The sequence below is a fragment of the Stenotrophomonas chelatiphaga genome, assembly GCF_032054965.1.
Lineage (GTDB): Bacteria > Pseudomonadota > Gammaproteobacteria > Xanthomonadales > Xanthomonadaceae > Stenotrophomonas > Stenotrophomonas chelatiphaga.
Map to the genome: position 1 here is coordinate 69,558 of NZ_DAMBRS010000014.1, position 26,754 is coordinate 96,311.

Annotated in this window: 27 protein-coding genes; 14 read left to right on the forward strand and 13 right to left on the reverse strand. The window is 66.1% G+C overall.

What is annotated here, in order from left to right:
- Positions 1–80: 80 nt before the first annotated feature.
- Positions 81–1,727 carry a PQQ-dependent sugar dehydrogenase gene (locus tag RTX79_RS15515; protein ID WP_312684663.1) on the reverse strand — a complete coding sequence of 549 codons (1,647 nt, stop codon included), beginning with the start codon at positions 1,725–1,727 and terminating at the stop codon, positions 81–83.
- A gap of 218 nt (positions 1,728–1,945) precedes the next feature.
- Between RTX79_RS15515 and RTX79_RS15520 the strand changes: the two genes are divergently transcribed.
- A complete protein-coding gene (locus RTX79_RS15520; RefSeq protein ID WP_312684664.1) occupies positions 1,946–3,259 on the forward strand; it encodes a hypothetical protein in 1,314 nt (437 codons plus the stop codon).
- 154 nt (positions 3,260–3,413) lie between these two features.
- Positions 3,414–3,710: a hypothetical protein gene (locus RTX79_RS15525; protein WP_312684666.1), complete on the forward strand. Its 297-nt coding sequence runs from the start codon at positions 3,414–3,416 to the stop codon at positions 3,708–3,710.
- Between the two features lie 24 nt (positions 3,711–3,734).
- Here the strand turns inward: RTX79_RS15525 and RTX79_RS15530 are convergent, their stop codons facing one another.
- Entirely contained in the window at positions 3,735–4,034 is a 300-nt protein-coding gene (locus RTX79_RS15530) for a hypothetical protein (RefSeq protein WP_312684667.1), read from the reverse strand.
- Positions 4,031–4,447 carry a hypothetical protein gene (locus RTX79_RS15535; protein ID WP_312684668.1) on the reverse strand — a complete coding sequence of 139 codons (417 nt, stop codon included), beginning with the start codon at positions 4,445–4,447 and terminating at the stop codon, positions 4,031–4,033. The genes RTX79_RS15530 and RTX79_RS15535 overlap by 4 nt, the downstream gene beginning before the upstream one ends.
- A 475-nt stretch (positions 4,448–4,922) precedes the next feature.
- Here RTX79_RS15535 and RTX79_RS15540 point away from each other — a divergent pair, with 475 nt between their 5' ends.
- Both RTX79_RS15540 and RTX79_RS15545 read left to right on the forward strand, forming a co-directional pair.
- Complete coding sequence (locus RTX79_RS15540; protein WP_312684669.1) at positions 4,923–5,624, forward strand: hypothetical protein; 702 nt, start codon at positions 4,923–4,925, stop codon at positions 5,622–5,624.
- Between the two features lie 11 nt (positions 5,625–5,635).
- Positions 5,636–5,956 (forward strand): hypothetical protein, encoded by a 321-nt coding sequence (locus RTX79_RS15545; protein ID WP_312684671.1) that lies wholly within the window; start codon positions 5,636–5,638, stop codon positions 5,954–5,956.
- A 173-nt stretch (positions 5,957–6,129) separates the two neighbouring features.
- Here the strand turns inward: RTX79_RS15545 and RTX79_RS15550 are convergent, their stop codons facing one another.
- Positions 6,130–7,026, reverse strand: coding sequence for an NAD(P)/FAD-dependent oxidoreductase (locus RTX79_RS15550; RefSeq protein WP_312684672.1), 897 nt, complete (start codon positions 7,024–7,026; stop codon positions 6,130–6,132).
- Positions 7,023–7,469, reverse strand: a complete 447-nt coding sequence (locus RTX79_RS15555) for an Rrf2 family transcriptional regulator (RefSeq protein ID WP_057508787.1) — start codon at positions 7,467–7,469, stop codon at positions 7,023–7,025. The genes RTX79_RS15550 and RTX79_RS15555 overlap by 4 nt, the downstream gene beginning before the upstream one ends.
- 55 nt (positions 7,470–7,524) lie before the next feature.
- Between RTX79_RS15555 and RTX79_RS15560 the strand changes: the two genes are divergently transcribed.
- Positions 7,525–8,190 carry a class I SAM-dependent methyltransferase gene (locus tag RTX79_RS15560; RefSeq protein ID WP_312684674.1) on the forward strand — a complete coding sequence of 222 codons (666 nt, stop codon included), beginning with the start codon at positions 7,525–7,527 and terminating at the stop codon, positions 8,188–8,190.
- A 17-nt stretch (positions 8,191–8,207) separates the two neighbouring features.
- On the opposite strand, the gene RTX79_RS15565 is transcribed toward RTX79_RS15560, so the two are convergent.
- A complete protein-coding gene (locus tag RTX79_RS15565) occupies positions 8,208–8,597 on the reverse strand; it encodes an OsmC family protein (RefSeq protein WP_057508788.1) in 390 nt (129 codons plus the stop codon).
- 157 nt (positions 8,598–8,754) lie between these two features.
- On the opposite strand from RTX79_RS15565, the gene RTX79_RS15570 reads away from it, so the two are divergent.
- A complete protein-coding gene (locus RTX79_RS15570; RefSeq protein ID WP_312684676.1) occupies positions 8,755–10,800 on the forward strand; it encodes a TonB-dependent receptor in 2,046 nt (681 codons plus the stop codon).
- Positions 10,801–10,870: 70 nt separating this feature from the next.
- Here RTX79_RS15570 and RTX79_RS15575 read toward each other — a convergent pair whose 3' ends face one another.
- From RTX79_RS15575 to RTX79_RS15590, 4 genes are all read right to left on the reverse strand, one after another.
- Entirely contained in the window at positions 10,871–11,749 is an 879-nt protein-coding gene (locus RTX79_RS15575) for a polyprenyl synthetase family protein (protein ID WP_312684677.1), read from the reverse strand.
- Entirely contained in the window at positions 11,739–11,999 is a 261-nt protein-coding gene (locus tag RTX79_RS15580) for an exodeoxyribonuclease VII small subunit (RefSeq protein WP_057508793.1), read from the reverse strand. Before RTX79_RS15580 ends, RTX79_RS15575 begins: the two co-directional genes overlap by 11 nt.
- Positions 12,000–12,035: 36 nt before the next feature.
- Positions 12,036–13,322: a tRNA lysidine(34) synthetase TilS gene (gene tilS, locus RTX79_RS15585; RefSeq protein ID WP_312684679.1), complete on the reverse strand. Its 1,287-nt coding sequence runs from the start codon at positions 13,320–13,322 to the stop codon at positions 12,036–12,038.
- A 69-nt stretch (positions 13,323–13,391) separates the two neighbouring features.
- A complete protein-coding gene (locus RTX79_RS15590; protein ID WP_312684680.1) occupies positions 13,392–15,098 on the reverse strand; it encodes an alkaline phosphatase in 1,707 nt (568 codons plus the stop codon).
- A 151-nt stretch (positions 15,099–15,249) separates the two neighbouring features.
- Here RTX79_RS15590 and RTX79_RS15595 point away from each other — a divergent pair, with 151 nt between their 5' ends.
- From RTX79_RS15595 to RTX79_RS15625, 7 genes are all read left to right on the forward strand, one after another.
- Entirely contained in the window at positions 15,250–16,581 is a 1,332-nt protein-coding gene (locus RTX79_RS15595) for a dicarboxylate/amino acid:cation symporter (RefSeq protein WP_057508795.1), read from the forward strand.
- Between the two features lie 389 nt (positions 16,582–16,970).
- Entirely contained in the window at positions 16,971–17,498 is a 528-nt protein-coding gene (locus tag RTX79_RS15600) for a hypothetical protein (protein WP_428696019.1), read from the forward strand.
- Entirely contained in the window at positions 17,495–18,127 is a 633-nt protein-coding gene (locus RTX79_RS15605) for a hypothetical protein (RefSeq protein WP_312684682.1), read from the forward strand. The genes RTX79_RS15600 and RTX79_RS15605 overlap by 4 nt, the downstream gene beginning before the upstream one ends.
- A gap of 42 nt (positions 18,128–18,169) precedes the next feature.
- The gene (locus tag RTX79_RS15610; RefSeq protein WP_312684684.1) at positions 18,170–19,681 is read left to right on the forward strand and encodes an adhesin; all 1,512 of its coding nucleotides are present in this window, start codon (positions 18,170–18,172) and stop codon (positions 19,679–19,681) included.
- Positions 19,682–19,847: 166 nt separating this feature from the next.
- Positions 19,848–20,528, forward strand: coding sequence for a C39 family peptidase (locus RTX79_RS15615; RefSeq protein ID WP_259171505.1), 681 nt, complete (start codon positions 19,848–19,850; stop codon positions 20,526–20,528).
- A 12-nt stretch (positions 20,529–20,540) separates the two neighbouring features.
- A complete protein-coding gene (locus RTX79_RS15620) occupies positions 20,541–21,314 on the forward strand; it encodes a hypothetical protein (protein WP_312684685.1) in 774 nt (257 codons plus the stop codon).
- Positions 21,315–21,356: 42 nt separating this feature from the next.
- Positions 21,357–22,679 (forward strand): hypothetical protein, encoded by a 1,323-nt coding sequence (locus tag RTX79_RS15625; protein ID WP_123699637.1) that lies wholly within the window; start codon positions 21,357–21,359, stop codon positions 22,677–22,679.
- A 75-nt stretch (positions 22,680–22,754) separates the two neighbouring features.
- On the opposite strand, the gene RTX79_RS15630 is transcribed toward RTX79_RS15625, so the two are convergent.
- From RTX79_RS15630 to RTX79_RS15640, 3 genes are all read right to left on the reverse strand, one after another.
- Positions 22,755–24,092, reverse strand: a complete 1,338-nt coding sequence (locus RTX79_RS15630) for a sigma-54 interaction domain-containing protein (protein ID WP_312684686.1) — start codon at positions 24,090–24,092, stop codon at positions 22,755–22,757.
- 230 nt (positions 24,093–24,322) lie between these two features.
- Entirely contained in the window at positions 24,323–25,093 is a 771-nt protein-coding gene (locus RTX79_RS15635; protein ID WP_312684687.1) for a C40 family peptidase, read from the reverse strand.
- A 132-nt stretch (positions 25,094–25,225) separates the two neighbouring features.
- Positions 25,226–25,762, reverse strand: a complete 537-nt coding sequence (locus RTX79_RS15640; protein WP_057687558.1) for a C40 family peptidase — start codon at positions 25,760–25,762, stop codon at positions 25,226–25,228.
- A gap of 117 nt (positions 25,763–25,879) precedes the next feature.
- Here RTX79_RS15640 and RTX79_RS15645 point away from each other — a divergent pair, with 117 nt between their 5' ends.
- Complete coding sequence (locus tag RTX79_RS15645) at positions 25,880–26,359, forward strand: FKBP-type peptidyl-prolyl cis-trans isomerase (RefSeq protein ID WP_057687559.1); 480 nt, start codon at positions 25,880–25,882, stop codon at positions 26,357–26,359.
- Positions 26,360–26,754 lie beyond the last annotated feature (395 nt).

Here is a 26,754-nt window from a genome sequence, read left to right on the forward strand (position 1 = left end):
GTGAGCCCGGTAGCGCCGAGCCGTGCTCGGCGGACTCCGTGTGGCTGCAGCCCGCTGCGCTCGCCGACCATGGGTCGGCGCTACCGATGTGCATCGGGCGGCGCTACGCCGGGTCGGGCGGAGGGCGTGAGCCGCAGCAGCTTGGCATCTGTGCCGTCGGTGAGCACGTACACCGACCCATCCGGTGCAACCTTTACATCCCGTATCCGTTCGTTCAATTCGGCAAGCAGCAGTTGTTGACCGACGATCCGCCGTCCATCGCGGATCACACGCCGCACCGCGCGTTCCTTCAGCGCAGGCACCAGCAGATCGCCACGCCACTGCGGGAACAGCGCGCCGTTATATATCGCCAAGCCCGCTGGCGCGATCGAAGGCGTCCATTCGAGAAGTGCATCCTGATACCCCGGCAAGCTGCGGAACGGCGACACGCGCGCGAACGGATAATCGATGCCGCCAGTGACGATGGGCCAACCGTAATTGCCGCCCGGCACGATGAGGTTGATCTCATCTCCCCCGCGCGGACCGTGCTCGGTCAGCAACAGATCGCCGTTTGCCGGGTCCACGGCGATGCCCTGTGGATTGCGATGGCCCAGGCTGTAGATCTCCGGTGCCATCCCGGCCCGCCCGACGAAGGGGTTATCCGCAGGCGGCCGACCTTCGCGATCAATCCGGATCACGGTGCCCAGAGCGTTGGCGGGATTCTGCGCCTCCTCGCGGCGACGGCTGCCGTCTCCCAGCGACAGCACCAGGCTGTCATCCGGCAGAAAGGCGATGCGCCCGCCGTTGTTGCCCGCGCTTGCCTTCGGCGTGGAGTTGAACAGTACGCGGACGTCCTCGATCCGATCGCCCGCGAGCCGGACCCGCAACAGCCGCACTCCATTTGCGGACGCCTCGCCGTAGCCCATGGTCAGATACATCCAGCCGTTCTGGGCGAACCTTGGATCCAGTGCGATATCCATCAGACCGGTGGTGCCGCCCTGCTGGAAGATCGGCCGCAGCCCGTCGAGCGAGATCTCCGAGGAGGCCCCATCCGGGCCGATCGCCAACAGGCGACCGCCCATCTCGGTCACCAGCACGCGACCATCAGGCAGGAACGCGGCCGACCACGGGCGGTTGAGGCCGGTTGCAACGGTGTGGATCGCGTAGCTCGTGGGATCCACGGCGGCGGGTTTGTCGCCCGCGCGCGGCGCCATCAGAAGGAACAGCGCCAAGGGGAAGATCAACAGCATCGCCACCATCGTGGCATCGCGCCGCGTTCGTCTGTGCGCGGGTGGCCGAAGTTCCCCGCGATCCGGTGCGCTGAGGCTGGCATACACAAGGCCACCGACACCACCCGCCAAGGACATCAGCAGATGACCCAGCCATTCCCGGGTGCCCGGTATCGCGGGCATGGGAATCACCGAGCGCATCAGCCAGAACGCCACCCAGAGCCCGCACACCGATGCTGCAGCGAAGACCCCGCTGCGCCAGCCTGAGGGCGCGACGCGCAGGATCCGATGGCAAATCAGCACCGTGGGCAGCAATGCGGCCACCGCGATGCCGGCCATGACCGGGCCGAACATCGCGACGTCTTCCAGCGTGGTCCAGGCCCGCACAGCAGGCGTCACCGGAATGCGAAAGCCGCGCAGTTCCTGCAGGACGAGCTGGGTCTGGATGAGGCTGGCAATAACGCCGGTCGCGCCGGCAGCCGCGAGCAGGGCGGCGATATATCGCAGGGCGGATCTCAAGCGGCGGCTCCTCGTTTCGACCCAGCAGGGTGTGGCGTCCGGGGCACAGTATCGCGTGGGCGGGCAGCACGTTGTTGCCGGCTCGTCATCGTCATAAGATCTGCCGGTCGCCGTTGCAGATGCATCCGTGAGCAGCAATCACCCTCCCAGGGAAATGTGAGGAAGGCATGGAAAGGAATTCCGTTGCGCGATGGTCCGCGGCAGGTGCCGGGCGCCGATTGACCGCCACGCTGCGGCTCGCCGCAGGTCTTGCTGCCATCTGCGTGCTGCCACAGCAGGCCATTGCCGAAGCGCCGCCGGCAGGCGTCGAGGAGGCCTTGCAACGGATCGCGGTGATAGCGGAGTCGCCCGTCCAGGAGCGGGCCGCCCACGATTTATGGGGGCGCCAGCTGGATGCTCCCACCATCCTCCGCGATCGGTCAACGGGGATGAGTTGGCGCAGCGATCCCGCGACGGGTGCTGCCTTGGCGGTGATGCTTCGGAAAGATCAGCCGCCGGCCAATACGTGCGTCGATGTTGCAGGAGCGCCGCACGTGACGCTGCTCCTGCCACTGCCAACGGACAGCAGCGCACTGGCTGCGCTGTACTGGCATGAGCAATGGCACTGCATCCAAACGGGCCTCGGCCTGCCCGCTTCGGAGGGCAATACGGCTCACCTGGACAGCGAAACAGGCCGTACCTGGCTGAGGCTGGAAATGCGTGCGCTGGCGCGCGCACTCGCGAACGGGGATGACGCGCAGGCGCGGAAGCACCTCGCCGCCGCGTTGAGGTTTCGAGCGCTTCGAGGCGGCGCCGGGGCACCTGGCACGGATGCCTTGGCCGAAGAGGCCAAGCTGGAACGCAACGAGGGGCTGGCCGAGTACACCGGCCGCAGCGTCGCGGCCGCGGGAGCTCAGGGCGATGGCGTGGCTGCGGTCGTAGACGCGTTGGCCAAGGCAGAGAGCTCGGAAAGCTTTGTCCGCTCTGCGGCGTATGCGACCGGTCCGGCCTATGGAATGCTGCTCGATCGCTGGTCGCCGGGCTGGCGTAGCGCACTGTCGGTAGGGACGAGTCTGCCCGCACTGCTGGCGGATCGCATCAGGAGCAGCCCGGCGAATATCGACGTCGCGCGTGTCGGCCAGCGCTATGGCATGGATCAGGTGCGCGCCGAGGAAAGAGCGCGCGCCGAAGAACGGGAGCGGCGCAGCGCAGCGCTTCGCGTGCATCTGCTGGGAGAAGATGCCGTCCACTTTCCGTTGAAGCAACCCGCGCTGTCCTTCGATCCGCGCAGCCTGTTCCCGCTGGACAGCGTGGGTACCGTATACACCCCGGTCACGGTGCGCGACGAGTGGGGCGAACTGACGGCCGACTCAGGCGGACTGCTGTCGCCGGACTGGTCACAGATCAGCGTGGGCGGCGGTGCGATACAGGGCTGCAACGCTTCGTGGACGGGTCCCGGTTGGACGCTGGAACTCGAACCGGGCTGGCGTTTCAGCAGGCTTACGAGCGGGTGGCAGCTTACAAAGGAAGATCCGCTTCCGTGCCCGAAATGATGGCGTACCGTGCTCCCTCGGGTGATTGCGCGCTTGCCGGTAGACCGGGTAGATCAAGTAACGTACCCATGGATGCTGGTACCCAGCTTCTGTTGATCGCGGCAGCAGGCACCGTCTTCCTCGTCTTTTTTTTAGGCTACCGGTATTGGACCTGATGATGCTTGAGATTGTTTTTGCAGTAGGTTTTGCGTCGGTGATCATTTACTTGATCCTTTTCTTCCGGTTCGCACGGCGGTTTCCTTCGCGCTATCCAGAGCTGTGGAGAAGTCTGGACTGTCCGGAGACGTTCGGCTTGCGTGGACAGTCCACGTATCTGGCCGTCGTGCTGGGGCTGGAGCGCAAGGCACCGCCCCAGGCACTGACGCAGGTGCGACGCGAAATGCTGGTCATACGAGTCCTGCTTGGACTCACCTTGGCTGCCTTCGTCTTGACGGCCTTCATGACCGGCTGATTCGTCAAAGCATCGGCTCGGAGCTCAGGTCCCGGCAGGGGCCACCCGCAACCCAATCCCCAGCGCACCCACTACGCCCATGACCGTGTCGAAGTGCAGTGGCCGCGTGCCGTTCAGCTGCCGACGCATGGTTTCAATGTTGAGCCCGCACGCTGCCGCGACGCGATCGATGCCGTGCAGTTCGGCGAGCAGTAACAGGGCCCTTGCAATGCCGGGCTCGTCGCCGTCGAACATCTGCAGTCGCGCATCCAGATAGTCTGCCATTTCCGCGGCACGTGGATTCCTGCCGCGGCGGTCAGCGCGTCCGTCCTCGGTGCTGCTCATGCGTCGGCCCATGTTGCGGCGACGTAGCCCTTCAACATCTCCTGCCCGGAGATGATCAGGCCTTCCACCATCTGTTCGGAGACCATGCCGACACTGATGTGGTCCTGTCGGAACAGATGCGCGGTGTGCAGGATATCGAAGGTGTAGGCCAGCGCCCGTAGCGTGGTGACGGGGATCGCGACACTCTCGACATGGGGCAGGCTGGCAGCACCGTCGTGGTTTGATGCTGCTCGTTGATCGTTGACTGCCTTGACCGGCCTCAGTCGCACCACGCGGGAAGGCTGCGCACGCTGCTGCTCCATCTCTTGCAGCTTTCGTTCCAGCTGTTCCACGAAGTAGGGCGGGATGTCGTGGATCCTGTCGCCCATCAGGGCATGCAGGCGCTTGGCGCTGAGCGGGTGCTTGGTATCCATTGGTAGACCTCACAAGGCTTGAGGCCACCTGCGCCGAAGCGCGAGGTGGCAGGCGATGCGGGTTGCCATACCGGTGTAAGGATCAAAAGCCGGCGGATCAAGGATCCCCACACACCGCCCGCCATGAATCGGCACGCGATGCAGTGCATTCTCCGCCGTGCCCAAAGGGCAAAACAGAGCTAAAAGATCCTTACACACAGGATGGCAATCCCGGCTGTCGCTCTTTGGCTTCAGCATGGTCATCGTCCGACGCGGGTGGCAGGATCGTCCATGAGAAAAACTGTGAAGTTCGCTTCCACGTACTGCTTGGTTTCTGGACCCGCTGCGACGGAACGGCGTTCGCCGACACTGACGCCTTACCCCGTGCTCCGGGGCGCTCTCATCCCTTACAATCTGTCTCCTGAAAACAGCGCATGGAAGCGTCGTCCGCCATCGTTGCCGGGTACGCGGATGTGTAGTGAAAGGGAGACTGGGGTTGACTACTAAACTGAGCTGGGGCGGCCGCATTGGCGTCGCCCTCATGGCAGGCTTATGCGCGAATCAGGCCGCTGCCATCGAGCCGTATCAGGAGTACCGCAAGCACATCGAATCGGCGCAGAACCTCACTGCACTGAAAGATGACCTTATGGGCGACAACGTCAGCCTGTACAACGGCAAGACGGAGTTCGCCGTCACTGACATCACCCTGCCGGGTAACAATTCCTTGCCGGTGCAGATGCGTCGACGCTTCAGCGTCGAGTTGGATCTGATCGGTGGCACCAACTACAACGCCAATCTTGACGGCGTAGGCGGCTGGGAAGTCGATGTGCCCAGCATCACGGGGACCTTCCCGGCCAGCGGCTGGGGTGAGAACCGCTGCAGTGGGCACATGGTGCCCTCCTACCCACCATTGTTCCAGTTGACGGAGATCTGGCAGGGTAATCAGATCCACGTCCCCGGCGAAGGCGATCGCGCCATGCTGGGACTGAACGCGGACACGCCGCGCCCCAATGATGGCGTGGCCCGTAAATGGACGACAGCACAGCGCGATGCCATCGACTGCATTCCGATGAAGCCTGGACTGGCGGGTGAAGGGTACCGGGTCAAGACCACGGAGGGAGTTTCCTACTACTTCGATACGGCTACCAGCCGCCTGGCTGGCATCATCGACCGCTCATGTTTGATGACACGTTATTGAAGGAGTAACGGATGTTTGAATCAGCTGGTCTCGCCAAGGCTGTTGCTGGCGTTTTTCTCACTCTGCTTTGGGTAGTTGTTTTCCTCACTCATAGATACCTCCGCAAGTTGCAGAAAGAAAGGCCGGAGTTGATGGCTCGGGTAGGTATAGTCAGAATCGACTGGTGGATTGGATGCCTCAAAGGCATGTTCCTTCTTGGCTTTACCGACTCGGGAGCGGGCCTGCCTACATTCGAGAGATGGTTGCTGAGAATAGCGTCAGTGGGATATCCACTTTTCCTTCTTATTGGCGGTGTATACATGCTGTTGGCCTCAAACGGTCATGGGCCCTGAAATGCCGGTACGTAACCGGGATGTACTTTCAAGTCTGTTCTGGGAATGAGCTTCGTTGGGACTGAAATCCGATGATGCGTACTGCGGGATGTAGTTTTACTGCACGCGCAGCGAGAGGATGGGCTCTAATCAAAAACGTCGGGGTCGGCTTTGCGCTGGAGCCGGCCCAAACATCACCCTGCCGTAGCCCACACCAGCGTCCGATGGATCTGCGCCCCCGCCCACGCGCCATCCGCCACGGCCAGTGAAACCGAGTGCGGCATGCGCGCAACGTCGCCGCAGGCGAACACACCTTCAACGCTGGTCTCCTTGACCTCACTGGTCTGCAGCTGGGTACCCAGCGGGGTCTCCATCAGCGCACAGCCCAGGGTCTGCGCGATCGGCGTGGACGGCGCATTGAGGGAGGCGGTGAACAGCCCGGCAAACGACAGCCGTCGCCCATCCGCCAGCACCACATCGGCATGTCCTTCGATACGTGCGATGGGCGTTGCTTCGATGCGTACTCCACGCGCAACAAGTTCTTCGCGCGCCGCCGCATCCAGTTCAATGGCCTCGTTGAGCAGGAACGTAACGTTGCCCCATTCGGGCAGCAACTGCGCCTGGTGGATCGACATCGGCACCGCGGCAATCACCCCGATCTCGCCCTGATCCAGCTCGTAGCCATGGCAATAGGGGCAGTGGAAAACGCTCTTTCCCCAGCGCTCGCCGATGCCATCGATGGAGGGAAGTTCGTCCGATACTCCGGTGGCCAGCAGCAGGCGACGGGCGCTGAAGGTGCCGGATGCTGCGGTGGCCACGCTGAAGGCATCGCGCGTCCCCGATGCATCCAGGGCTACGTCTTCCACCCAGGTCAGGGTGGGGTAGGCCTGCAGTTGCTGGCGTGCGGTGCGCGCGATCTCGGCCGGGTCGGCGCCGTCCTGGCTGAGGAAGCCGTGCGAATCGGCGGCCGCCTGGTTGCGTCGCTTCCCCGCGTCGATGATCAGCACGCGCCGCCTTGCACGTACCAGCTGCAGGGCCGCGGCCATGCCGGCGTAGCTGCCGCCGACGATGATGACGTCATGAGTGCTCATGGATGCTTGCTCCGCAGATGGTGGGCGTGACGGCGTTTGAAGTCGGCGGCGAGATCGGCCAGTGACACGGCGGCAAAGCGCTCCAGCAGCAGCGCTTCTGCCTGCTCGAAGGCGTCGTCCAGGGCGGCGTTGACGGCCTGCTCGACCAGACACTCGGGGTTTTCGTGGCGGTTGCCGATGGCGAACAATGCCGGCTCGCCCAGCGCCTCATGCAGTTGGCGCAGGCTGACCTTGCTCAGGTCCGCCTTGATGCGCCAGCCGCCGGCATGGCCGCGCACGGCGGCGACCAGTCCGGCTTCGCGCAGCAGGCCCATGGTGCGGCGTACCACCACCGGATGGGTGCCCAGGCAGATCGCCAAGGCGTCGGAGGTCATCGGTCCGGGTTGCTCGGCCATGTGCAGCAGGGCATGCAGGACGGCGGAAAGTCGGCTGTCGCGTTTCATGTAACTAATGATGTTACCTTTGGCGCCTCAGGTCAAATCGATGAGGCAGGCGCGCATGTTTTCCGATCCCCACGCCATTGCAGGCTACGCAGAAGGTGCAGTGCAGAAGGTGCCGGGCCTGCTGGACATGCAGCGCATGGCGCGGCTGCTGCTGGAAGAACGCGTTCCGGCAGACGGCCACGTGCTGGTGCTCGGCGCGGGCGGTGGGATGGAGTTGCGAGCCTTCGCCGAGGCACAGGCCGGCTGGCATTTCCGCGGCATCGATCCGTCTGCACCGATGCTGGACATGGCACGCCAGAGGCTGGGGCCGTTGGCGTCACGCGTGGCATTGACCGAAGGCTACATCGACGACGTGCCCGAGGAATTGTTCGACGGCGCAGCCTGCCTCCTGACCCTGCATTTCCTGCCGGCCGAACAGCGGCTGCACACGCTGAAGCAAGTGCGGCGCCGGCTGAAACCGGGCGCGCCGCTGGTGGTGGCACATCACAGCTACGCGCAGGATGACGCGCAGAAGCGTCGCTGGCTGCAGCGCTTTGCCGCGTTCTCGGCCTCGTCGGGGATCGCGCTGGACGTGGCGCATACCGTGGACAGCATGGCCCGGCTGCTGCCCGCGCTGTCACCGGAGCAGGACGTGGCGCTGCTGCACGAGGCTGGCTTCGGCACGGTAGACCTGTTCTACGCCGCCTTCAGTTTCAGGGGTTGGGTAGCCTACGCCGGGTAAGCCACGCGTGGGGCCGATCAGGCACGTTCGCTGGTGATGGTGGCGCCTTCGCGCATCACCAGGGTGACCGGAGTGCGCTCCACCACGTCCAGCAGGCGCGCCCACTGGGCGTCGCTCACGCTGGCTGAAGCGCTCAGCCTGCGATGCACCAGCAGCTTGCCTGCCGCGTCGCGCGTGGAGGACAGCTCCGCATTGAACTCACCCAGCTCCCAGCCCTTCTTTTCGGCATACATGCGCAGGGTGATGGCGGTGCACGCGGCCAACGCGGCCAGGTACAGGTCGAACGGGGCCATGCCCTGGTCCTGGCCGCCCAGTGCCGCGGGCTCATCGGCCAGCAGCGTGTGCTGGCCGCTGCTGATGCGATGGGCGAAGTTGCTGCCGGTGGATGTGACGTGGACGTGGGCCATGCGGATGCTCTCTGTACGAAACGGCGAGCCTGCGATGGTAAGGCGCGGCGGTGGGCCGTACATCACCCGGTGCGGGGGCTAGGCGAAGTGTAATGTTATTCTGTAACATTATGCGATTCACGACGTTGTTCCCTTCCGCATCAGGCGTTTCCACCCCATGAAGATCCAAGCTCTGGTCGCTGCCACGGCGGCCATCCTGTTCGCGCCGGAGTCGCGCGCGCAGTCCTCCAGCTCCGCCCTGACCCTGGGCAAGGTGGATGTGCACCAGCACACCGACGGCCAGCTCACCGCGCACCAGGTGCTGACCTCGGTGGACGTGCTGGGTGCGGACCAGATCGAGGACAAGAACGTGTCGCACAGCTGGGAGCTGCTAGGGCAGATGCCCGGCATCCAGCTCACCGAAACCCGGCAGGGTGCGGAATCGGGCAAGGTGAGCTTCCGCGCCTTCAACGGCGAGGGCTACCTCAATGCGATCAAGACCCTGATCGACGGCGTGCCCAGCAACGTCAACAGCGGCAACCAGCGCTTCATCGACATGTTGTTTCCGCTGGAAATCAGCTTCATCGAGGTGGTCCGCGGCACCAACGATCCGCGTTACGGCCTGCACAACATCGGTGGCAACGTGAACTTCGGTACGCGGCAAGGGGGCAATTACACCGATGCCCGGCTCGGCTATGGCAGTTACAACACACGCGATGCGCAGCTGGCGGTCGGCCGCGAGCGCGATGGATTCGCGCAGAATTACTTCGTCGGCACCCAGGCATCCGATGGCTACCGGGACCACGACACATCCGAAAAGTACACGCTGGGTGGCAAGTGGTTCCTTGGAAATCTCGAAGAGGGCATGCGTATCGGGCTGACCGCGCGTGCCTACCACCACATCGCCGGTGAACCCGGCTTCATGACCGCCGACGAGCTGCGAAGCGAGCGGCGTGGTGCGCAGCGCCGCAACCTCAATGACCGCGATGTGCGCGACATGCAGCAGCTGGGCGTGCACATGGACCTGAAGTTGGCAGACACCCTGTTCCTGGGCAGCAAGCTGTACTACAACCGCTACGAAGACGACCGTCGGGTGACCTTCAGCGACCTGCCCACCGGCAACGCGCCGCGCCAGCGCCGGGTGTGGGACGAGAAGCAGACGGGCATGCTGACCACGCTTACCTGGCATGCCAAGGACAGCCTGACCCTGGAAGGGGGCATCAACTACGAACACCAGGACAACGGCTACCAGCGCCTGCGCTTCAGCTACAGCGAGCCGACCGATTTCAGCAGCGTGCCGGCGCGCATCCAGAACGATGACCGGCATACCTTCGACAACTGGGGTGCCTATGTACAGGCGATCTACCAGCCGATCGCGCCGCTGAAGATCGTGCCGGCCTACCGCGTGGATCGCTTCGATGGCGATACCCGGCTGCCCGGCGGCGTCAGCGGCCCGTTGCAGCGCTACGGCACCATCGAGCAGCCGAAGCTGAGCGTGGTGTACGCGCTGGCACAGGACACCAACGTGTATGCGAACTGGGGGCGCACCTTCCAGGTACTGACCGGCTCCACCGCGCCTGCGTACCTGACGCCAGGGCAGGCGGCGATGCGTCCGTCGACCAATACCGGCATGGAGCTGGGCCTGAAGTTCAGTCCCTTCGTGGGCAGCCAGGCACGCGTCGCGGTGTGGCAGCAGGACGCGGCCAACGAGGTGTCGAACATGCCGGCCACGGGCACCACGGTGACGCTGGGCAAGACGCGCCGTCGCGGCGTGGATGCGCAGATCAGCGCGCAGTGGGGCGACAACTGGACGCTGTGGGCGTCGCATGCCTACCAGGAAGCAAAGATCACCCGCGATGATCGTGATGCGGCCATTTCGCTGCAGGGCCGCGAAGTGGCCGCCACCCCGCGTCATATCAGCAACATCGGCGTGGATTACCAGGCCAGCGATGCGTTGCAGTTGGGGCTGCAGGCCCGTGCGCAGGGTGACTACTACCTGGAAGAACGCAACGTGGCGGGCAAGTTCGGTGGCTTTGCGGTGCTGGACCTGAGCGCGCGCTACCAGATCAATCCGGCGTGGAGCGTGGACCTGCAGGTGAAGAATGCCACCGGCCGGGAATACGCGTATGCGTGGTATGACAGCTTCTTCTGGGAGCAGGCGCAGCCGATGTTTTCGCCTGCTGCGGGGCGTTCGGTGTATGTGGGGTTGAACATGAAGTTGTGAGGGCGGAAGGCGTGACGGCCAGCGGCCGTCACTACCGAAGCTTGACGGCCAGCGGCCGTCACTACCCGGGTCAGTGGTCGCGTTCTATGGCCAGGCGGCCTAGGGCGCGCAGGGCGTTGGCTTCTTCGCCGTAGCCGGCCAGGGCGTCGTCCATCACCGCGCTCAGTTCGGCCAGCTTGGCCTTGGCGCCGTCCAGGCCGAGCAGGGCGGGGAAGGTGGATTTGTCCTGCGCGACGTCCTTGCCGGCGGTCTTGCCGAGCTGTTCGGAACTGGCTTCCACGTCCAGGATGTCATCGCGTACCTGGAACGCCAGGCCCAGTGCATCGGCGAAGCGGTCAAGGCGCGCAAGGTCCGCGGTCGGGGCGTGGCCGCACAAGGCGCCCATGCGCACCGCAGCGCGGATCAGCGCACCGGTCTTCAGGGCGTGCATGCGGGTCAACGCGTCCAGTGACTGCAGCTGGCCGGTGGCATCGATGTCCAGCGCCTGCCCGCCGCACATGCCGGCCGCGCCGGAGGCGTGTGCCAGCGACTGCAGGCAGGCAACACGCAGCTCCGCTGGCAGCGCCGCTTCGGCCAGCAGGCTGAAGGCGCGGGTCTGAAGAGCATCACCTGCGAGGATGGCGGTGGCTTCGTCAAAGGCGACGTGGGTGGTCGGCTTGCCGCGGCGCAGGGCGTCGTCGTCCATCGCGGGCAAGTCGTCGTGGACCAGCGAATAGGCGTGGATCAATTCCACCGCCATCGCCGGCGCATCCAACTGGTGCGGGTCGGCGCCGAATACCTCACCGGCCGCATGGACCAGCAGCGGACGCATGCGCTTGCCGCCGCCCAGCACCGAATGGCGCATGGCCTGGTGCAGCCGGCGCGGGGCCTCGGCAGCGGAAGGCAGGGCGGCGTCGAGCTGGCTTTCGATGCGATTACGCAGGCGCGCGAAGGTCGCTTCAACCGTCATGGGACGGCGGGTCGAAAGGCTCGGCGTTGTCCGGCTGGGCCGGATCGGTGAGCAGGCGCACGCGCAGCTCGGCCTGCTCCAGCGCCTGCTGGCACTGGCGGTACAGGCCGACGCCGCGTTCGTAGGCGCTGAGCGAAGCTTCCAGGCTGAGCTCTCCGGTTTCCATCTGCTCTACGAGCTGCTCCAGTGACTCGAGCGACTGCTCGAACTGGGCTACCGGGGAGGCGTTTTCGGGGGTTTTCTTAGCCATGCGACAAGTGTGGACGGCCCGCGCGCAGGGGTCAATTCACCAACCGCCCGGGCGCCAGTGCAGCTGGGCATCGTGGTCCTGCAGCCAGGCCTGCAGCGGCGCGGACAGCACCACGTCGGCAGCGGCCTGCAGCTGGCCATCGGCGAACAGCAGCGGCAGCTGGCGGCGTCGCCACGGCGCCAGGTGTTCACGCTGCAGGCAGTCCTTCAGCGCGTGCTGGTGATGGCGGCCGGGCAGCTGGATGCGCTCGCCGCCGTGCCGGCCCGTCACCTGCATCGGTGCGTCGAAGGCTGCCGCGCCCTGCAACCGCAGTTGGCCGCCGTCGGGCAGGGCCAGCGGTGCGCGGCCATCCCACGTGGCCTGCCAGCCGGCCGGCAGCTGCGGCAGCACGGCCGGCAGCAGGTACCAGTGGCCGCGCCATTGGCGGATGCTGTGCTGTTGCCAGCGCACCTGCGCATCACGATCCGGCGCGGCAGGCAGCAGCTCGTGCTCCAGCTGGGACACCACCCGGGCGGGCAGCGCGGGCACACCGTGGGCCAGCACCCAGCGCCGCAGCACGCGGGCACGGCGCTGGGGCGAAACCTGCCGCAGCAGCTCCACCGACAGCACGCGCGATGCCACCTGCAGGTGCTGCAGCAGCTCTTCGTCTTCTTCGTCCAGCATCCGCCGCGTGTCGCCACACTGGGCGGCACTGTCGGCCAATGCCGGGCCGGCATGTGGCCAGCGCTGGCGCAGCAGCGGCAGCACGTGCAGGCGCAGGAAATTGCGGTCCGGGCCGTCGTCGGCGTTGCTGGGGTCTTCGATCCACTGCAGTGCATGCTGCCGTGCATAGGCCAGCAGCGCGCTGCGCGGCACCTGCAGCAGCGGCCGCCACAGCCGATGCGCGCCAAGTTCCGAATCGGCCGCCATCGCCGCCAAGCCATCCACGCCGGAACCGCGCAGGGCACGCAGCAGGAAGGTTTCGGCCTGGTCATCCTGGTGCTGGGCCAGTGCCAGGGTCTCGTCATCGCGCAGTTCGGCGGCGAACGCGGCGCGTCGGGCCTGCCGCGCGGCGGCCTCCATGCCCAAGCCCGCATCCAGATCCACCGCGACGCGGTGGATGCACAGCGGCACGCCCAGTGCATCGCACTGCTGCTGGCAGTGCAACGCCCAGTCATCGGCCGCGGCCTGCAGCCCGTGGTGCACGTGCACGGCACGCACGGCAACGCCTGCCGCCGCGGCCGAACGCTGCAGCCAGTGCAGCAGCACGGTCGAATCCAGCCCGCCGCTGTAGCCGACCAGCAGGGGGGTATCGACACGGGCGAGGGCAGGGAACAGGGGCATGGGCAGCACGAAAAAAGGCGGCGACCAGTATGGTCGCCGCCTTCGTATTGCTCCAGTCCCGCCGCGCGCTTATTCGGCCGGCGCGTTGCGCTCGAACTTGACCGGCGCCGGCAGTTCCACCGGCACGCCGTTGCCATCGCAGGTGCCGGCCTGGCACAGGCGCTCGCGCAGGCGCGGGGTGGCCTGCACGATCATGTGGTAGATCGCGTTCTGTTCCAGCGTGCCGCGGATCGCCTTGCTGCCGGGGCCGCGCGCCCAGATGCCCACGTCCTCGCCACCGTGCGATTCACTCTTGCCCGGCACCAGCGCTTCCTGCATGTAATCCGGGTGTTCGGTATCCACGGCGGTCAGGTCCGGACGGCCGGTGGCCGGGTCGAAGCTGGACGGGTTGTGCGGGTAGCGCTTGGGACCGGCCGGTTGCTGGTTGGTGGCGCCGGTGAAGCCGGGACCGTTGGCGTAGGTCAGGGTGGTGTACGGCTGGCCGCCACCGTCGCGGGCCAGGTCCAGCGCGCCCAGGCCGTCTTCGCCGCCCTTGTCCTTCACCTTGCCCAGGATCGGGTTGCCGCGGGCCGGGTAGCCGACGAAGTTCAGGGTGTGGGAGTGGTCGGCGGTGACGATGATCAGGGTGTCATCGTCCTTGGTCATTTCGGTGGCCACGCGCACTGCATCGGACATCGCCACGGTATCGGTCAGCGCCCGGTAGGCGTTGCCGCTGTGGTTGGCGTGGTCGATGCGCGCCCCTTCGATCATCAGCACGTAGCCCTGCTTTTCCCTGGACAGGTTGGCAATGGCGGTGCGGGTCAGTTCGGCCAGGCTCGGCTCACCGCCGGCATCGTTCGAACGTTCGTATTCGTACTGCATGTGGTCCGGCTCGAACAGGCCGAAGATGGCCGGCGCGTTGGCCGCTGCCTTCAGCTGGTCGGCGTTCCACACGTAGGCGCCCTGCGGGTTGGCCTGCTGCCATTCGGTGACCAGGCTGCGCCCATCCAAGCGCTGGCCGACCTTGTCGTCGTACTCAGGATCGCGCTCTTCCACCGTGGTGAACTCGCCGCGACCGCCGCCCAGGATGACCTGCGGGCCGCGGCCGAAGCGCGAGGTGGTCAGCAGCTGGTGGGCGATGTCCTTGCAGCCGGCGGCCTTGGCCTCTTCGGTCAGGTCGGTATCGTTTTCCCAGTTGCGTTCCGGCGAATGCGCATACGTCGCCGCCGGGGTGGCGTGGGTCAGCCGCGCGGTGGTGACGATGCCGGTCGCCATGCCGGCGCTATCGGCCAGCTGCAGCCAGCTCAGCAGGCCCTTCTGCAGGCTGTCGGCACAGTCCGGACGCTTGCCGGCGCTGACCCCGATGGCGCCCATGTGGGTCTTCACGCCGGTGGTGATCGCGGTCATGGTGCCGGCCGAATCGGGGGTCTGCGAGTCGACGTTGTAGGTCTTGCTGAATGCCGTGGCTGGGAAGCGCTCCCAGGACAGCAGGTTCTCTTCGCCGGATGCGCCCTTGCGCTGGCCTTCGAAGATGCGCGCGGCGGCCACCGTGGTCAGGCTCATGCCATCGCCGAGGAACAGAATGACGTTTTTGGCTTTGCCGTTCATGGCGCCATTGCCGGCTGCCTGGGCTGCGCCACTGCGGTACCACCACTGCGGGGTCTCGCCATCCGGGTGGGCCACGGTGGGCACCGTGATCGAAAGGCCGGCCGGGCTGGATGCCTGCGGGGTGCTGGAACAGGCGCCCAGCAACAGGGTTGCGGCAGTGGCGGCGAGCAGGGAGGTGGTACGGATCATGGACAGCGCGTCCTCACGAAACGAAACAGGTGTTCATTATGACCGGGTGGACAAGGCATGCCGATGACACGCTGATTTGTCCGCAGGCTGGTCGTACGCCGGGCCCGCTTGGGCTAAGGTGCGAACATCGTTCTCTCCCCCTGGAATTTCCATGAAGCTGGTCTCTGCCTGGCTGCGCATCCCGTTCTGGCAACGCGTGGTCGCAGGCTTCGTCCTTGGCGCCCTGGCCGGCTGGCTGATGGGCCCGGCCGCTGAAACCTGGTTCGGCCCGCTGGGCGACCTGTACGTGACCCTGATCAAGATGATCGCGGTGCCGCTGGTGTTCTTCGCGGTCATCAATGCGATCTCTTCGCTGCACGGGCAGAAATCGGTGGCCGCGCTCAGCGGGCGCACCTTCCTGTGGTTCGTCATCACCGCCGCGCTGGCGGTGGGCATCGGCCTGCTGGTGGGGACTGTGATGCAGCCCGGTACCGGCGGCCTGCAGCTGGCGATGGCCCACAACTACGTGCCGCGCGAGGTGCCCAGCGTGGTGCAGGTGCTGCTGGACGTGGTGCCGTCCAACGTGTTCTACGCGCTGAGCGGCATCGGCACGCGGGTCAACGCGGCCGGCGAAACCGTGCTGGCCGCAGGACGTGGTTCGATCCTGCCGGTGATCTTCTTCGCCGGGCTGGTGGGCTTTGCCATCGTCAAGCTGGGCGAGAAGGTCGGCCAGGCCCGCCAACTGGTCGGGCAGATGAGCGAGATCATGATCCAGGTGACCCGCTTCGTGCTGGAAGTCACGCCCATCGGAACCTTCGGCCTCATCGCCGGGCTGGTCGGCAGCTACGGCTTCGAGAAGCTGCTGCCGCTGGGCAACTTCGTGCTGGCGCTGTACATCGCCTGCGCGCTGCATATCGTGGTGGTGTACAGCGCGCTGCTGCTTTCGCACGGGCTGAATCCCCTGAAGTTCTTCCGCGGTGCCGCGCCGGGCATGCAGGTGGCCTTCGTCAGCTCGTCCAGCTTCGCGGCGATGCCGGTGGCGTTGCGTTCCATCACCCACAACCTGGGCGTCAACAAGGACTACGGTTCGTTCGCGGTGCCGTTGGGTGCCAGCATCAAGATGGACGGGTGCGGGGCGATCTACCCGGCGCTGTGCGCGGTGTTCATATCGCAGTACAGCGGGGTGCCCATGTCACCGGAGCAGTACCTGATCGTGCTGATCGCTTCGGTACTGGGCAGCTTCGGTACGGCCGGTGTACCGGGCACGGCGGTGGTGATGGCCACCGTGGTGCTGAGTGCCGCCGGGCTGCCGCTGGAGACCATCGGGTACCTGTATGCGATTGATCGCATCCTGGACATGATGCGCACGATGACCAACGTCACCGGCCAGATGCTGGTGCCGGTACTGGTGGCCAAGGAGACCGGGCTGCTGGACCAGAGCGTGTACGACAACCCGTCGACCAACGTGGGTATCGACGACCCGGACCCCGCCCCGCGGGCGTGAGGTGGTGCGCAGGGTAGTGACGGCCGCTGGCCGTCACCGCTCCAGGGCTAGAGCGTGACGACCAACGGTCGTCACCCACCCAGGCAATGGTCGTCGGCCACCAGGATCAAGTGCTTGACGGCCAGCGGCCGTCACTACCGACGTGGGCGATAGCTGAAGCGGGGGCGTACGCGGTTGTCTCATGACCTGTAACAGGTCTGTTACACCCCGGCGGCGGGCAGGTGCAGCGGGCCTCTGTGCGGATTCAGGCGCGCTCTGCCTTCAACCCATGTGTAACGGTCGGCATCCAGCCCGTCCCTTGTTTCCAGCCGGAATCCCTTTGTTTCAGGGCTTCGCGCAGTTGGCACGAAAGCTGCGTTCTCCCTCCCCATACGTAACGGGAGAGCGGCATGGACAGCAGTACGAAGCGCGGAATGTTCCTGGTGGCCAGCGTGGTCGCGCTGGCCGCATGCCCCGCGCTGGTACATGCCTCCGGTGCCCGCCAGGGTGTCACCCAGAAGCCGGGCGAGATGGTGCTGCTGCGCGATGTGCACACCCGCACCGCCTACCGGCTGGCCCCGCCGGGCGTGGCGTTGATCGCCGACCCGTCGCCGCAGCGCGAAGTGGGCGCCGCCCTGGGCACGTCGACCGGCATGGCCGAGCTCAGCGATGATGACTTCGCCGGGCTGGGTGCGGGCCAGGCCGCCACGCCGGCCCACGCCGGTACCACCACCGTGGAGCGGGTCACCAGCAATGCGCTCGGTGGCGCGGTGGGCCGCCTGGGAAGTTCCAACGGCGGCATCATTTCCGGGAACCAGATCAGCGGCGCGATGAGCGGCCCGCTCGGTGCGGTCGGCAACACCACGCGTGGCATCGGCGATACGGTGCGCGGCGCCCTGGCGCAGTTCCCGATGGGCGCCCCGGCAGGTGGAAAATGAAGACGCGTGCGCTGCTGCTCGTCGCCGCTGCCGCTGGCCTGATGCTGCCGGCGCTCGCCCGGGCCGATGACTACGCCGGCATGCTCGGGTACCTCAACCAGTCACGCATCGACGGCCGCGCGCTGACCGGCGCCAGTGGTGCCATCGCGGTCAACCAGGTGGCGGGTGACCTCAACGCCCAGGCCAACCTGGTGGGCATGGCGCAGGGCAACCAGGCGCGGGTGGATGTCGATGCGCGCAGCACGTCCTCGCGCAACAGCGTGCTGCTGGACGGACCGCTGCACGCCAGTGCACATATCGATGGCCAGGCCCTGCAGGGCGCCAATGGCATCGCAACCATCAACCAGACCAGCGGCATCGCCAACACCAGCATGAACGTGGTGCGGGCGACGCTGGCCCGGGAAGGAATACGCGAGTCCGACGATGAGGCCCTGGCCGAATCGAGCGTGACCGCGTCAGCAGGGGGGCAGGGCAGGGCCGGCAACGGTCTGGCCGCGGGCACCCGCAGCGTCGGCGTGGCAGCGTCGGCGATGCAGGGGTTCGACGGTGTCCTGCAACTCAATCAAATCGCGGGCGCAGGAAATGACACGGCCAACATCCTCGGTATGTCCGTGCACGGCAACCCGTGAGTGGTACCCACCCGTTACACCACTGATGAGAGAGAAGGCACCATGAAAGCGATCGTGAAAGGGACAGTACTCGCCATGGCCATCGCAGGCGTGGTCGCCACCGCACACGCGGCGGATGACCAGAACGCAAGCGCCACCATCAACCACAACCACAACGTCAATGAAAACTGGACGTTGAACGACACCCGCAATGTCACCCGCAACAACGTGACCAGCAATACCAACACCGATACGGACACGGTCAACGACACCCGTAACCTGGTGCGCAATACCACCCGCAACACCAACACGACCAACAACAGCAGCACCACCAACAACACCGCCAACACCACCTCGAACGTGCGTTACTCCAGCACCACGACCAACACCAGCCGTTCCAACGTTGATTTCTCCGACGTCGACCACACCCGCGATGTAGCGGTCAACGAGACCAGCAACATCTCGGCGGACGAGAGCAAGGAAAAGAACAACCACGGCGTGGACGTGAACCTGGAAAAGGACCTGCGCCTGAGCTCGGACATCAATTTCTCGGGTGATCCGGAAATCACCGGCGACATCGATCTCGACTCCGCCGCCATCGCCGTCATCGACAATCGCCAGTCGATCAGTGACAACGAAGCCTCCAACGAGTTGCTGGACAACACCGCGTCGATCTCCGATGACGTGGCGTCCGGTGCATCGGGCAACCTGGGCTTCAACGTCGCCGCCGGTGACAACAACGCACAGGACAACGCCGCTTCGCTGTCTGCGGCCGATGCCTCCTTCAGCTTCGGCATGGCCGATGCGGAAGTGTTCGTCCACCAGGCGGTGGGCGGCAACACCACCCTCAACGAAGGCGTCACCAACGCCGCCGGCCTGGGTGGCAATGCGTTCTCCGGCGCCGCCGGCAACATCGGCGTGAACGTGGCCTCGGGCAACAACAACGCGCAGAAGAACGCGCTGGCCGCATCGGTCGCCACCGCGGCGATCGCGCAGTCGAGCATCTCGTCCAACCAGGTGTCCAGCGGCAATTCGGTGTCCAACGCCGGTTACGTGCAGCGCTTCAGTGACACCACCGACGTCACCCTGCGCGGCCGCGTGGCGGGTGCAACGCTGGCCTTCGGTGCAGGTACCTATGAAGGGACCGGCAACGCCTACCAGCAGGACAACTACTACCTCGATAGCTGGGATGGCGCACTGCCGCACACCAGCGGTGACAGCACCGGCCACATCGACCTGGACAACGAGATCCAGAACGCTACCGACAACCCGTACCGTGACGGCGTGGGCGGCATCGCCTTCGACACGGACGAGGAAGGCACCAGCCAGTTCGTCGAACTGGGCGTGGCCGACCTCTATGCCAGCCTGAGCGGCACCGTGCGGACCTCGCGCTGGGTGGCGGTCAATGCGACCAACACCGCTGGCCTGTCCGGCAGTGCGTTCTCCAACGCGTCGGGCAACATCGGCGTGAACGTGGCCTCCGGCACCGGCAACCTGCAGGCCAACAGCCTGGCCCTGGCCGTGGCCCAGCCGTCCACCGGCGGTGGCGCACCGGTTGGCGGCGGCGGCGAGTAACGCGTGGCGTGACCGCTTTCGCAGGCTTGCTGCGTTGAGCGCAACAAACCCGGTCATCCGCCAATGACCGGGCTCCCCGGGAGCCCCTGTCCCATCTCCCCCTTTTGGGGCAGGGGCTCCTACCTCGGAAGGAGCCGTTGCAATGCGAGTTTCCTGGTCCACCTTCATGTTGCCCTGGCTGATGCTGCTGGCGGTTGTCGCGCCGGTACGTGCCGGCGACGTGGCCTTCAGCGGCGTGCTGCCCAATGGCGGCCTGCTGCAGCAACGGGTGGAGAGCATGCAGGAACGGCGCTTCCGCCACCTGGTCCGCCAGCACACCGACTACAGCTGCGGCGCCGCCGCGCTGGCCACCATCCTCAAGTACGCCTATCACCTGGATGCCGACGAGGCCACGGTGATCGAAGGGATGATGAACGTGTCCGACCAGACCCTGGTACGCGACCGTGGGTTTTCCCTGTTGGACATCAAGCGTTACGTCGAATCGATGGGCATGCGTGGGCGCGGCTACCGCGTCGACGAAGCCCGCCTGCGCAACCTGCGCGTTCCTGGCCTGGTGCTGATGGACGTACGCGGGTTCCGCCATTTCGTGGTCATGAAGCAGGTGCGCGGCGATTTCGTCGAAGTGGCCGATCCGATCCTCGGCAACCGCAGCGTGCCGCTGGCCGAGTTCCTGGAGGCCTGGCCTTCGCGCGCGGTCTTCATCGTGATCGGCAGTGATTTCGATCGCAACACCGTGCTGCTGCAACCCAGCGAACGGCCCAGTGCACGCGCGCTGTATGCGCGCCAGGGCCCCATCACCGATGCCGAACTGGTCGACTTCGGCTTCAGCCACGCCGACCTGTTCTGAAGGAGTTCCACCATGAACATGCGCCTCATCGTCATTGCCAGCGCCCTCGCCGCGCTGTTGCCCACTGTCCTGCACGCGCAGGAAAAGCGCAGCGGCAAGGGGCTGACCGAAATCCCCGATCCCGAACTCAACCTGATGCGTGGGCGTTACACGGTAGGCGGCAACAACGTCGCCTGGTTCGGCGTGACCATGGCATCGCAGTGGCAGGCGTCCAGCGGCGCGGCGATGGAAGGCGCGCTGCAGCTGGGCATGGACTTCCGCAATGGCGGTACGCCGAAAGTGAGTTTCACCCCGACCGTGAGCGTCACCGCGGCCGATGCGCCGTTGCCGCAGACGGCGACCGACACCGCCAGCGCGCCCCTTGCCAGCGTAGACAGCAGTGGCCTGGCCAACGTCTCCGGGCTGGTGCAGAGCGTGCAGGTCGCCGGTGATGGCAACAGTGCGCGCAACGTGAGCTCGCTGACCATCCGCGATGGCGAGGTGCCGGTCGTCGCCGACAGCGGCGTGCGCAGCGCAAGTGCACAGCAGGGGGGCGCCAGTGTCACCGCGTCCTTCGACAACAACCAGGCCCGCCTGGAACTGCAGCTGGAAGGCGTCGGCGCGGTGCAGCAATGGATCCGCAGCGGCAGCGTCGGGCAGACCATCGCGCTGGGCGGCAATGCACAGCAGGTCAGCAACCGCCTGCAGATCGAACTGGTCAGGCAGAGCATGGCGAGCAATACCCCGTTGACCCAGAACATCGCCCAGGCGATGGCGCTGACACGCGGGATCGGGCCGGGCCAGTAACAGCGGCGCGGCAAGGGGGATGGCACTCAACGGAAGAAGGACATGCACACCAATCACCGCATCACCCCGCTGGCGCTGGCGGCGCTGGCCTGGATCGTGTTCGCCGACAACGCGCACGCCCAGCCGGCCACGGCGGCCGGCAACGAGCAGGCCGATGTGCAGGCGTTGATGGCCCAGCTGGAAACGCTGAAGGCCAACTACGCGCAGGAAGTACGTCGCCTGCGCGAGCTGGACATGCAGGTGCAGGCCATGCAGGCGCGGCTTTCCGGCAAGGCCGGCGGCGTGGCGCAGCAGGGGCCCCCGTTGCCACCGGAACCGGCGCGCGCACCAGCGACGGCGACCGCCGGGGCCGAAGGCGGCTACGCCAGCAGCGCAGCGGAAGCGCAGCAGGCCAAGCAGGCCGCGCGGCGCAGCGTAGACGATGTAAAGCAGCAACAGCAGGCGCTGTTCTCGCGGCGTTTCACCATCGAAAACAGCCTCACCTACGCGCGCTACGACCGCAAGCAGCTCACCCTCAACGGCTTCCTCGCCCTGGATGCGATCTTCCTCGGCAACATCGGCATCGAGAACGTCGAATCCGATTCGCTGACCTACAACCTGGCCGCGCGCTGGGGTGTCAGTCCCAACCTGACCGTCAACATGGACGTGCCGTGGGTCGCACGCCGGACGGTGTACCAGAAGGGGGGCGCGGGCGGATCCGCCGCGGCGGTGGCGGAGGAAGAAACCAGCGGCAATGGCATCGGCGATATCGGCCTGAGCGCCAACTACCGGCTGTTCGGCGAACGCGGCTGGAAACCGGAAACGGTACTGACCGCAGGCGTCACCGCGCCCACCGGGCGTGAGCCCTACGGCGTGGACTGGACCGTGCTGGAGCGCGACGACGATGACTACATCCGTTTCGCCGTGCCCAAGGAGCAACCCACCGGCAACGGGGTGTGGCAGGCCAACGTGGGCCTGTCGATCGTCAAGACCGCCGATCCGGCGATCCTGTTCGCCAACGCCGGCTACATCCATTCCTTCGAAGCGAGCTTCGACGACCTCGACGGCAATCCGGATACGGTCAACCCCGGTGACGTGAAGCTCGGCGGCTCCTACTACTTCGGTGCCGGCGTGGCGTTCGCGTTCAACGAGCGCACCAGCCTGAGCATTTCCTTCAGTGACAAGCTTAGTGCGCGGGCGTCCACCCGTTACCGCAACGGGCAGTGGATGAAGGTGATCGGCAGTGATGCCAATGCGGCGACGTTCAACCTGGGCGTCACCTACGCACTGAACCAGAAGACCACGCTGGTAAGCCTGCTCGGCATCGGCCTGACCCCGGATGCGCCGGACTTCACCCTGGCATTCAAGGTGCCGTACATGCTGTAGTTTGGAGCTTGCTCCACACCGCGCGAAATGCCGCCGAGCATGGCTCGGCGCTACCGGGTCACAGCGCCCACGGCATCAACGCACGGCCGGCAGTTCCACTTGGTGCTTGCGGCACAGCCGGTACACGGTGACCCGCGATACCTGCATGTGGCGTGCGCAGGCGGACACGTTGAACTCGTGTTCGCGCAGCGCCTGCAGCAGCAGCTCGCGTTCCACCTGCTCGCGCGCATCCTGCAGCAGGGCGCGGGCGGCGGCGGGCAGGGTGGCGACCAGGTCCAGGTCGGCCGGCTCGATCAGCTCGCCGTCGGCGACGATCGCCGCGCGCTGCACGCGGTTGAGCAGCTCGCGCACGTTGCCCGGCCAATCGAAGCGCTGCATCGCCTGGCGCGCACAACTGCTGAAGCCACGCGCGCGGCCCGGGTGGCGCGCACGGAACTGGCGCAGGAAATGTTCGGCCAGCACCAGCACGTCGCCGCTGCGTTCGCGCAGCGCCGGCATGGCCAGCCGCAGCACGTTGAGGCGATAGAACAGATCACGGCGGAAGCGCCCCTGCGCGACCGCCTGTTCCAGGTCCACGTGGGTAGCGGCCAGCACCCGCACGTCCACCCGCAGTGGCTGGCTGCTGCCGACGCGTTCGATGGTGCCTTCCTGCAGCACGCGCAGCAGGCTGGTCTGCGCATCCAGCGGCAGGTCGCCGACCTCGTCCAGGAACACGGTGCCGCCGTTGGCACTTTCGAACAGTCCCAGCCGCCGTTGCGCGGCACCGGTGAAGGCGCCGCGCTCATGGCCGAACAGCTCCGACTGGACCAGGTTGGCCGGGATGGCGCCGCAGTTGACCGCCATGAAGGGATGCGCCGCACGCGCGGACATCGCATGCAGCGCATGCGCGGCCAGTTCCTTGCCGGTGCCGGTTTCGCCGGTGACCAGCACCGGCAGGTCCACCGGAGCGAACTTGAACAGGGCCGCGCGGGTGGCCAACAGGGCCGGACTGTCACCGATCAGCCGCTGCGCCGGACTGTCCGCCACGCGGGTGGTATCCGGCTGGTCGCGCTGCAGGTGGTCCACCAGCCCGGCCAGGTCCTGTGGCATCACATAACGATGGGGGCAGGCATCCAGCAGCGGCTGCCAGCTGGGCGGGGGGGAGGCGATGCCGCCGGGCAGCGCGGCCAGCAGCGGCAGGTGGTCGTGCTGCTGGATCCAGGCCTGCACCGAAACCAGCGCAGCGGCGGGAATCTGGCGCAGGTCGATCATGCCGACCAACTGGTCGCGGGCACGCAGGCCGACGGCCTGCGCGTTGAGCGGATCCACGCTGCGCACCTGCCAGCCGGCCGCCGCCAATGCCGCCCGCTCGGCGGCCAGTGGGTGGCCAAACCAGATCACGCACCGGGACTGAATCTCCGAGACCGCCGCCATGCCTCACCTGTCCTTGTAGAGGGGCGGCAGACGACTCAGGAACACGTGCGTGCCGCCCCCACGCCGCCATCCCGGCCGGACATGGCTGCCCGACCGCCGCCGGATCCATTCCGGGGATACCAATGCAAACGCGGTTGGCGGCCGATAGCGGCCATTCGATCGGGGATCGGCCCATGAAAAAAGCCGCTGCAGGGCAGCGGCTTTCAACCTGCGGCGCGGTATGTCGAGGCTTACAGCTCGACCCGGCGCGCCTGCATGAACTTGTTGCCCCAGTAGCCGGTCAGCAGCGTGTCCACGCGGACGTCCTTGCCGGTGCTCGGCGCGTGCAGGAAGCGGCCTTCGCCAACATAGATGCCGACGTGGTCCACGCGGCCCTTGCGGCCGAAGAACACCAGGTCGCCTTCGGTCAGCGCGGTACGGTCGGCGATCAGCTGGTTGTTGCGGTCGCTGGCCATGTCGCGGGAAACGCGCGGCAGCTCGACGCCCAGGGCGGTGCGGAACACGTAGCCGACCAGGCCGCTGCAGTCGAAGCCGCTGTCCGGGGTGTTGCCGCCCCAGCGGTACGGCGTGCCCAGCAGGGTCATCGCGCGGCGCAGGACGGACTGGATCTTGCCGTTTTCTTCGGCGCCGCCGACCACGATCGAACCCGATGCACTGGTGTCGTAGTTGGCGAGCAGGCGGCTGAGGTCGCCGGCGACCATCGCCGAGCGGTCCATCAGGGGAATGCTGTCATTGGCTGCAAGGTGCGGCAGCAGGGCGGCCAGGGTGGCGCTGGCGGCGGCATCGGCGCGGCTGCGCGTGGGAGCCGCTTCGGTCTTGGCTTTTACAACGGCTACGGCAGCTTCGGCAGTGGCCGGGGTGGCCGGTGCATTCTGTGCCCAGGCCGGCGCGCTGGTGAGCACGAGGGCAAGGGAGAGCAGGGTGGCGCGCTTGATGCGCTGGGTCAGGCGGGGTGAATTCACGGCGCGCTGGCCTTCACACATCAGTTCGTCGGTCGTCACTCGGCGGTCACAGGGTTGGAAGCGATGGGCAATCATGCCTTGCCAGCGCGTGGAACAAGTACAAATTTCGTTAAAGTTTCGTTTGTTTCAGTGTGATGTGCATCACGTTTTGGAGCATTTGCCCTGTTCAGGTTAGTGCAGGACGCGTTTCGCTCCTGTGTAGTGGTCCTTCCAGTAGTGCCCGCCCAAGGAATCCAACCTGACGGTTCCACCAGAACTTGGCGCATGCACGAAGCGGCCTTCCCCTACATAAATTCCGACGTGGCTGACGTTGCCACGGCTGCCGAAGAACACCAGGTCGCCGGTCGCCAAGCGCTGTGGGTCGATCTTCGGGCCCTGCACGGCGGCCAGTTCGCGCGAGGTCCGCGGCAGCTTCAGGTCGACCATCTCGCGGTACACATAGGTGACCAGGCCGCTGCAGTCGAAGCCGGATTCCGGCGTGTTGCCCCCGTAGAGGTAGGGCGTACCGACCAGGCCGATGGCGCGCATCAATACCGCATTGGCGACCTGCGGGTTGGCCGGCGGGGTGCTGGGCCAGACCTTGGCAGACGGCGGTGGCGGGGCAGGGCGGCTGGTCTTTCCGCCGCCGCAGGCGGCCAGGGCGGCGGTCGCCATCAGCAGCATCAGGGCGGCGGCGCGACGGCGCAGTCCGGTCGAAACTGGCGTCATGTGCGTGATCTCCGGATAATGCGCGACCTCAGATAGGCCGTCATGATGGCGGCGTACCCGTCGGGCGGCAACCCGCCCCCACCGCCTGCCCTTGGCAGTTACCAGACAGAGTTGCGCATGAAGATCGAAAAAGACCGCGTCGTCCGTTTCCACTACACCGTGTCCGAAGTCGGCCAGGAGCCGATCGAGTCCTCCAAGGACCGTGAGCCGCTGGCGATCCTGGTGGGCCACGGCAACATCATCCCGGGCCTGGAAAAGGCCATGGAAGACAAGGAAGCCGGCGCCACCTTCGGCGTGGACGTTGCTTCGGCCGATGCTTACGGCGAGCGCCGCGAAGGCCTGACCCAGCGCGTGCCGAAGAAGCATTTCGGCAAGGAAAAGCTGGTGCCGGGTGCACAGGTCGTGCTGCAGACCAACTTCGGTCCGCGCGCGGTGACGGTGCAGAAGGTTGGCATGAGCGTGGTCGACGTTGACCTGAACCACCCGATGGCGGGCAAGGACCTGCACTTCGACGTGGAGATCATCGACGTGCGCGAAGCGAGCGAAGAAGAGATCCAGCACGGCCACGTGCACGGCGATGGCGGCCACCAGCACTGAGTGCCGAGCACGTTTGAAGTCGTTCGAACGGCCCGCGCAAGCGGGTCGTTTTTTTTTTGCGGCAACGGCAACGGCAACGGCTGCAGGGCTGCGTGTTGGTGGGGCGGGGTGGGTTCGTGGGAATCGCCGCAAGTACGTCCCTGTAGGCTCGCCATCCGCATCCATGCGGATGAGCGTTCCCACGAACCCACCCCGCCCCACCTTCGACAGGTTCATGGTGGCCTTGGACACGGCGGGGGTTCGAAGGGTGGGAAGAGAGAGAGGGGGTCAGAGTCCTTTCGCTACGCGAAAGGACTCTGACCCCTGCCTTTGCTCTTTTATTTTCATTGCGCGGGTGGCAGCCACCGGAACCTGTCAGGGGGCCGGGCGGTGGGGCTGGGCGGGGGCGTTGAGCG

Bases quoted from the DNA above. Each gene is read 5' to 3' on its own strand.
- RTX79_RS15525 (WP_312684666.1), top strand. From the start codon at position 3,414: ATGATGCTTGAGATTGTTTTTGCAGTAGGTTTTGCGTCGGTGATCATT.
- RTX79_RS15530 (WP_312684667.1), bottom strand. From the start codon at position 4,034: ATGAGCAGCACCGAGGACGGACGCGCTGACCGCCGCGGCAGGAATCCA.
- RTX79_RS15535 (WP_312684668.1), bottom strand. From the start codon at position 4,447: ATGGATACCAAGCACCCGCTCAGCGCCAAGCGCCTGCATGCCCTGATG.
- RTX79_RS15545 (WP_312684671.1), top strand. From the start codon at position 5,636: ATGTTTGAATCAGCTGGTCTCGCCAAGGCTGTTGCTGGCGTTTTTCTC.
- RTX79_RS15550 (WP_312684672.1), bottom strand. From the start codon at position 7,026: ATGAGCACTCATGACGTCATCATCGTCGGCGGCAGCTACGCCGGCATG.
- RTX79_RS15555 (WP_057508787.1), bottom strand. From the start codon at position 7,469: ATGAAACGCGACAGCCGACTTTCCGCCGTCCTGCATGCCCTGCTGCAC.
- RTX79_RS15560 (WP_312684674.1), top strand. From the start codon at position 7,525: ATGTTTTCCGATCCCCACGCCATTGCAGGCTACGCAGAAGGTGCAGTG.
- RTX79_RS15565 (WP_057508788.1), bottom strand. From the start codon at position 8,597: ATGGCCCACGTCCACGTCACATCCACCGGCAGCAACTTCGCCCATCGC.
- RTX79_RS15570 (WP_312684676.1), top strand. From the start codon at position 8,755: ATGAAGATCCAAGCTCTGGTCGCTGCCACGGCGGCCATCCTGTTCGCG.
- RTX79_RS15575 (WP_312684677.1), bottom strand. From the start codon at position 11,749: ATGACGGTTGAAGCGACCTTCGCGCGCCTGCGTAATCGCATCGAAAGC.
- RTX79_RS15580 (WP_057508793.1), bottom strand. From the start codon at position 11,999: ATGGCTAAGAAAACCCCCGAAAACGCCTCCCCGGTAGCCCAGTTCGAG.
- tilS (WP_312684679.1), bottom strand. From the start codon at position 13,322: ATGCCCCTGTTCCCTGCCCTCGCCCGTGTCGATACCCCCCTGCTGGTC.
- RTX79_RS15590 (WP_312684680.1), bottom strand. From the start codon at position 15,098: ATGATCCGTACCACCTCCCTGCTCGCCGCCACTGCCGCAACCCTGTTG.
- RTX79_RS15595 (WP_057508795.1), top strand. From the start codon at position 15,250: ATGAAGCTGGTCTCTGCCTGGCTGCGCATCCCGTTCTGGCAACGCGTG.
- RTX79_RS15600 (WP_428696019.1), top strand. From the start codon at position 16,971: ATGGACAGCAGTACGAAGCGCGGAATGTTCCTGGTGGCCAGCGTGGTC.
- RTX79_RS15605 (WP_312684682.1), top strand. From the start codon at position 17,495: ATGAAGACGCGTGCGCTGCTGCTCGTCGCCGCTGCCGCTGGCCTGATG.
- RTX79_RS15610 (WP_312684684.1), top strand. From the start codon at position 18,170: ATGAAAGCGATCGTGAAAGGGACAGTACTCGCCATGGCCATCGCAGGC.
- RTX79_RS15615 (WP_259171505.1), top strand. From the start codon at position 19,848: ATGTTGCCCTGGCTGATGCTGCTGGCGGTTGTCGCGCCGGTACGTGCC.
- RTX79_RS15620 (WP_312684685.1), top strand. From the start codon at position 20,541: ATGAACATGCGCCTCATCGTCATTGCCAGCGCCCTCGCCGCGCTGTTG.
- RTX79_RS15625 (WP_123699637.1), top strand. From the start codon at position 21,357: ATGCACACCAATCACCGCATCACCCCGCTGGCGCTGGCGGCGCTGGCC.
- RTX79_RS15630 (WP_312684686.1), bottom strand. From the start codon at position 24,092: ATGGCGGCGGTCTCGGAGATTCAGTCCCGGTGCGTGATCTGGTTTGGC.
- RTX79_RS15640 (WP_057687558.1), bottom strand. From the start codon at position 25,762: ATGACGCCAGTTTCGACCGGACTGCGCCGTCGCGCCGCCGCCCTGATG.
- RTX79_RS15645 (WP_057687559.1), top strand. From the start codon at position 25,880: ATGAAGATCGAAAAAGACCGCGTCGTCCGTTTCCACTACACCGTGTCC.